The organism is Bacillus cereus group sp. N21 (genome assembly GCF_016483395.1).
GTDB lineage: Bacteria > Bacillota > Bacilli > Bacillales > Bacillaceae_G > Bacillus_A > Bacillus_A pseudomycoides.
Genome location: NZ_JAEHBX010000162.1, coordinates 1 through 2,859, shown reverse-complemented (window position 1 = coordinate 2,859; position 2,859 = coordinate 1). Strand labels below are relative to the sequence as shown.

Genomic DNA, 2,859 nt, shown 5'->3' with positions numbered 1-2,859 from the left:
AATGAGTGTAAAGATACACAAAAACCCCGAAGCATGGACTTTTTTTAAGTGTCCACGATTCGGGGTACAGTTCAGTATTATCATTAGCATACTGTTAATTCATAAATATAAAGCAACCTAATTGAAGTAGCGCAATATAAAGAGTGCTCCAATAGAATAGGACAAGCAAAAAAATACCTCTTATATCGTATTTAATTAGATACGAATATATGGAGGTGTTTTTGTTTGTGGGGGCATTTCAAAACTCGTGCAGTTTTTTGTTCATTGTAACAAGTATCATTTTAACCATGCTATTTACCTAAGTATCTTAATGATACAATAGAAAAATTTTAATATAAAACGCCATACTCTTCGATTGGAAGAATACACCGATACGCAATTTTCTGAATTCGTATAATGTTCCTTGTACATGTCAATAATGGATATGGAATGAAAGGATGATATGTATGAAGTGAATTGTAATCGGAATTGGGATTGTTCTATTGATTATTTTGTTTATATTGTTTTTAAAAATATCCTTGAAAGTTACTTTTTTATATTCAGAAATGGAAAAACAGTGTTTACTACAAGTGAAAATATGGAACATTAAATATACGTTTGATGTGTTAGAAAGAATGGAAAAACAGAAAAAAAAGACTGGACAAAAAATTGAAAAGGCAGAAGAAGAAGGCGGTATTGAAAATAAAGTAATGGCACAGCTCGATAGCATTGGAGAGATAGTAAAAAAGTTGCAAGAGATTCATTCTGTAATTAAAAAAAATCTGAAAAAAGTTAAAATCAATCAATGGAGATGGCATTCACAAATTGGAACAGGGGATGCAGCTAGTACTGGAATCGTAACAGGATTTGCGTGGTCAACAAAAGGAATGGTTGTCGGAGTTGTTGGAGAATATATGCATATTATTGATATACCAGAGCTTGAAATTACGCCTGTATTTCAAGGGAAAGGTTTTGCATCTAGGTGTGAATTAACAGCGTCATTTCATATTTATCGTTCGATAATAGCTGTATTTATGTTACTTATGTTCATGAAGAAACAACGATCTGTTAGCACAGAAAAATCTGTTCAAACATAAGGGGTGACAATGAAAAAGAGAATTTTACTTATTTCGTTCACTCTCAGAAACTTTTTAAGTGCTTCTGTTTAATGGAGTGCTTTTTATTTTTGATGTCAAAAGAAGGTACAGTGTAAGCGACGCACCTATTCAGTCTCAAAAACAAAGATTTTTGAGACTTTTTATGTTTCATTTAAAGAAAGTACTTTACAGGGGTATATGAAAGATTCGGGGAATGAACCGCCACATCTGAAAAATTTTCCAAATTCATAAAAAATAATTATAATCTCTTTATCAAAAACCAATATTTTTGTAACATTTCCTTTCCAATTAAAACACCTCTAGTACTTATTTTTAATAAAAAAAGAATCATATACACATTCAAATATTTGAATGTGTATATGATTCTTCTAGAACTTACAATTTTCAATAAAAACATTTGAAACGACATGAGTAAGTTGTTATTCATTAAATATTGTATACGACCCATTTTTACACGCATCTGAGTTGTATCCCAATATCGGTCACATAAATATTGAGTATTTTTACAGGGAATTAAAGAACACACTAAATAAAAAACGATATTTAATGAGATATTATGACATATATTGAACTTCCTAAAGAAGGTGAATGATGTGAAAAGATTTCTAACTCTGTATGTCCTATTTTCAATTTTAGCAGGTTGCTCTGCCAAACAATCTCCAGTTGAAAAACATGGGTCTAATGTTGGACATGAAGATACCGGATTAACAAAAAATGTGAAACATCCAACATCTCAAAACGAACCACAACAATCCCCAGCTCCTACGGTCCAAGAAAAGGTCATTTTAGATGTGCCATTAATACTACAAAAACCTGAACTGAAATACGGTTGCGAAGTTACGAGCTTAGCGATGGTATTACAGTACGCTGGTATTAAAGTTAATAAAATGCAGTTAGCTAACGGTATCAAAAAAGATAATGACCCACTGTCTATGAGTAAAGGCGGGGATATCATTCGATGGGGAGATCCTAAAGAAGGATTCGTTGGAGATATAACGGGGAAAAATAAGGGATATGCTGTCTACGTCCAACCGCTACAAGAATTGATGGAACAGTATCTTCCCAATCGTACCGTGAACTTAACAGGAAAAAATTTTAATGATGTATTAGCTCAAATTAAAATAGGTAAACCTGTAGTGGTTTGGACGACAGGAGATTACAAAGTTCCGGATAGATGGGAATCTTGGAAACATGGGAACAAACAAATCACAGCTCCTCTGGATTTACACGCTGTTGTACTCATAGGTTTTGAGGATGGGTACATTTATATTAATGATCCTTTAAGTGGAAAAAAAGCGCATAAGGTGAATCAAGAAACTTTCATTCAATCTTGGGATGCATTAGGGAAACAAGCCTTATCCTATCGCTAACAAATTCAAACTTGTCTAATACCTATAATAGGAGTCTAAAGTAAAAAGCGCCAATTTCCTTTGCTTACAGAAAATTAGCTTTTTGTTTCATTTTATATGGGTTAGTACCAGCGTTCTTACAACTAGGGGCAAAGTAGCATTTATTATAGGAGCGATGCTACTTTCCTTCTTCATATTCCTTCATTATTTTATAAAACGTGTTTTTCCTTAGTTCTAACATTTCCATAAACATAACAGCCGTTATTTCTCTACTCTTCCATTTTGAATAAGTTTCTTCTATTATATTTATTTGTTGTTTACTTAGAGTCGAAAGGTGGTTCTGTTGCAAAGTTTGAAAAAAGTATAAATAGGTCGATACATTAGGGATAGCGTTTAAGCAATCGCCATTAACT

The 2,859-nt window shown here is 32.7% G+C and carries 2 protein-coding genes and 1 pseudogene; 2 read left to right on the top strand and 1 reads right to left on the bottom strand.

Annotated features, from left to right (window positions below; translation table 11 throughout):
- The first annotated feature begins 455 nt into the window (after positions 1–455).
- Positions 456–1,076 carry a DUF2953 domain-containing protein gene (locus tag JDS96_RS30095; protein ID WP_307838220.1) on the top strand — a complete coding sequence of 207 codons (621 nt, stop codon included), beginning with the start codon at positions 456–458 and terminating at the stop codon, positions 1,074–1,076.
- Between the two features lie 614 nt (positions 1,077–1,690).
- A complete protein-coding gene (locus JDS96_RS30090) occupies positions 1,691–2,467 on the top strand; it encodes a C39 family peptidase (RefSeq protein WP_098610050.1) in 777 nt (258 codons plus the stop codon).
- 157 nt (positions 2,468–2,624) lie between these two features.
- On the opposite strand, the pseudogene JDS96_RS31765 reads toward JDS96_RS30090, so the two are convergent.
- Positions 2,625–2,859 (bottom strand): annotated as a pseudogene (locus JDS96_RS31765) (hypothetical protein); the annotation flags it as partial.